Source organism: Mesorhizobium sp. Cs1321R2N1, assembly GCF_037179725.1.
Taxonomy (GTDB): domain Bacteria; phylum Pseudomonadota; class Alphaproteobacteria; order Rhizobiales; family Rhizobiaceae; genus Mesorhizobium; species Mesorhizobium salmacidum.
On record NZ_JAPYKP010000279.1, the window covers coordinates 1 to 2,554 of the forward strand.

A 2,554-nucleotide genomic window follows, 5' to 3' on the forward strand; every position below is an offset into this window, starting at 1 on the left:
GAAGCCGGCGCCGGCGCGCCGGAACAGGCCGGCCGGGCCGATCGACGCGCCGGTCGCGTAGTGGAAGGCCTCGGGCGCGCAGAGCACCAGTGCCGCCATGCCGGCGCGTTGCATCAAATGCGTGGCTCGCTGGCGGTCGACAAAACCCGTCATGAAACGTCTCCGTATGCCCCAATCGGCAACGGAGCACTGCGGGTGCGGACAATCAAGCTGGTTGCTTGATGATATTGATCCCTGCGCACGGCCTGTTTCCGCCGCGCGAGAGCAAAGTGACGCTGGAAGGCGGCGAAGTGCTCAACCGACTTCCAGGTGATCGACGAGGCGGCCTTCAACACATTGAGCGAATTGTTCGACTTAGCCGAGTTTGACGACATCCGGTTGGAACATTTCAGGCGCTGTCCGGTTGCTTCCTCGGGAAATCCAGAGGAACACGGCCATGGTGATCAGCCAAGAAGAACGTGTCGCGCATATCAGGAAGCGGGCCCACGAACTTTGGGAACGGGAAGGCCTGATGCCCGACCGTGAAAAGGCCTGCTGGGACAAGGCGGTCGAGGAGTTCGAGTCCGGCAAACTAACCGCCGGACGACAGCAGGCTGGCGCGGATGCCGCCGGCGACACGTCGGGTGCCAAACACTGACACGCCGGTAGACGTTAGAGCGGTTCAGCAGCCGATTGAGATCGGCGACCGCTCTAACTCTTTGTTTATACGCAATTCCGGATGGAAGTCGTTAAACAAGTTTCCTGGAATTGCTCACTTTTCCTGAGTTGCTTAGGCGGCCGCCCGCCTGTCATGCCGGCCTTCCCTGATTTCCTCGGCGAGCTTGTCGCAGAATGCATCGAGGTCGCCGGGGTTGCGGCTGGTGACGAGCCCCTGATCGGTCACGACCGCGCTGTCTTCCCAAAGACCGCCGGCATTGATCACGTCGGTCTTGACCGACTTGTAGGAGGTGATGCGGCGGCCCTTGGCGATCCCGGTCTCGACGAGAAGCCAGGGCGCATGGCAGATCGCGCCGACGACCTTCTTGGCGGACCAGAAGGATGTGATGAAGTCCAGAGCCTTCTGCTCGACCCGCAGCAGGTCCGGATTGATGACGCCGCCGGGCAGGACGATCGCATCGTAGTCATCCGCCCGTGCTTCGGCCAAAATCTTGTCGACGGGGACGGTCCGGCCCCAATCCTTGTGATCCCAGCCCTTGATCTCGCCGCCTTCGAGCGAAACGACGTCCACCTGCGGGCCCGCCGCGCGCAGTTTCTTCAAGGGGATTTCCAACTCGGACTGCTCGAAGCCGTTGGTTGCCAGAATGGCGACACGCTTGCCGGAAATGTCTTGTACGGAAATGTTTGGCATCGTCTTCTCCATCTGTCGGTTGATGGAGGCTAACGAGGCCTGGCGGGAAGCGTTCCTCGTGTAATTTTATGTGATTTTCCGGGAGATGATGGGCAGGTTTCGTACGACCCGCCCAGGCTGTTGGCCGCCAGAAAGCGAAAAAGCCGCAGCGAACCGCGGCTTTCGATGCTTGATTCCCTTGGAGGAAACTGGAGCGGGTGAAGCGATTCGAACGCTCGACCCCAACCTTGGCAAGGTTGTGCTCTACCCCTGAGCTACACCCGCTCACACGGCGTCTTGGCCGCAAGCCGGGCCTATATGGCTGAAGAGCGCGGCGATTGCAACAGGGAAATAGCAGGCTTTTTGCAACTCTCGAACGATGCCGGCAAACCGTCCGCGACGCGCCGATTTCATCGCTCCTTGCGCGACGGTCTTGTGTCGGCCGCCGCATTGGCCGTAAACGGCAGGGCCAAGAAACGGACGAGAAGAAGATCGATGCCGAAGACCGAAGCTGAACTGATGGCCTTTCTTGCCGAACTCGGCATCGCCGTTTCGACGATACGCCATCCGCCGCTCTATACGGTGGCCGATTCGCAGGCGCTGCGGGGCGAAATCGCCGGCGGGCACACCAAGAACCTGTTCCTGAAGGACAAGAAGGACAATTTCTTCCTGGTCACCGTCGGCGAGGACGCGGTCGTCGATCTCAAGCAGATCCACCAGTCGATCGGCGCCGCCGGCCGGGTTTCCTTCGGCAAGCCGGAGATGCTGATGGAGCTTTTGGGCGTCACGCCGGGCGCGGTCACCGTCTTCGGCGTCATCAACGACAGGGAAAACAGGGTCAAGCTGGTGCTCGACAAGGATTTGATGGACCATGCCGTGATCAACGCGCATCCACTGACCAACGAGGCGACGACATCGATCGCGGCGGCCGACCTCATCAGATTCGTCGAGGCAACCGGGCACGATGCTGCTATCTTGAAAGTCTCGGCATGATCGCCACATGGATGGCGAAGCCGATTTCCAATTGAGACATGGCGCCGAGCCGCTGGCCGGGGGCGCGACCGAAAGGGTGACGAGATGAGCGACAACAATCCGTTTGGCGGATCATTCGGAAACACTGGCGGCCAGTATGCCACCACGGTCCAGTATGGCGGAACGGCGCCGGCGCCGGCGAAGGCCGCGCTTGGCGATGCGCCCGCGGGCCCTGCCGGCGGCGATGTCATCAAG

Annotated in this window: 3 protein-coding genes, 1 tRNA gene and 1 pseudogene; 3 read left to right on the top strand and 2 right to left on the bottom strand. The window is 61.3% G+C overall.

Features of this window, described 5'->3' with window-relative positions; translation table 11 throughout:
* Window positions 1–436: 436 nt before the first annotated feature.
* On the top strand, window positions 437–637 hold the full coding sequence (locus O7A61_RS31890) for a DUF2934 domain-containing protein (protein ID WP_337133124.1): 201 nt from the start codon (window positions 437–439) through the stop codon (window positions 635–637).
* 132 nt (window positions 638–769) lie between these two features.
* Here O7A61_RS31890 and O7A61_RS31895 read toward each other — a convergent pair whose 3' ends face one another.
* A complete protein-coding gene (locus O7A61_RS31895; RefSeq protein ID WP_337133125.1) occupies window positions 770–1,348 on the bottom strand; it encodes a type 1 glutamine amidotransferase domain-containing protein in 579 nt (192 codons plus the stop codon).
* Between the two features lie 189 nt (window positions 1,349–1,537).
* Window positions 1,538–1,612, bottom strand: a tRNA-Gly gene (locus O7A61_RS31900).
* Between the two features lie 210 nt (window positions 1,613–1,822).
* On the opposite strand from O7A61_RS31900, the gene O7A61_RS31905 reads away from it, so the two are divergent.
* Both O7A61_RS31905 and O7A61_RS31910 read left to right on the top strand, forming a co-directional pair.
* Window positions 1,823–2,320: a prolyl-tRNA synthetase associated domain-containing protein gene (locus O7A61_RS31905; RefSeq protein WP_140717896.1), complete on the top strand. Its 498-nt coding sequence runs from the start codon at window positions 1,823–1,825 to the stop codon at window positions 2,318–2,320.
* Window positions 2,321–2,404: 84 nt separating this feature from the next.
* A pseudogene (locus O7A61_RS31910) lies at window positions 2,405–2,554 on the top strand (co-chaperone YbbN); the annotation flags it as partial.

What these genes read in the sequence shown, in the direction of transcription:
- O7A61_RS31890 (WP_337133124.1), top strand. Translation starts at nt 437, where the DNA reads ATGGTGATCAGCCAAGAAGAACGTGTCGCGCATATCAGGAAGCGGGCC.
- O7A61_RS31895 (WP_337133125.1), bottom strand. Translation starts at nt 1,348, where the DNA reads ATGCCAAACATTTCCGTACAAGACATTTCCGGCAAGCGTGTCGCCATT.
- O7A61_RS31905 (WP_140717896.1), top strand. Translation starts at nt 1,823, where the DNA reads ATGCCGAAGACCGAAGCTGAACTGATGGCCTTTCTTGCCGAACTCGGC.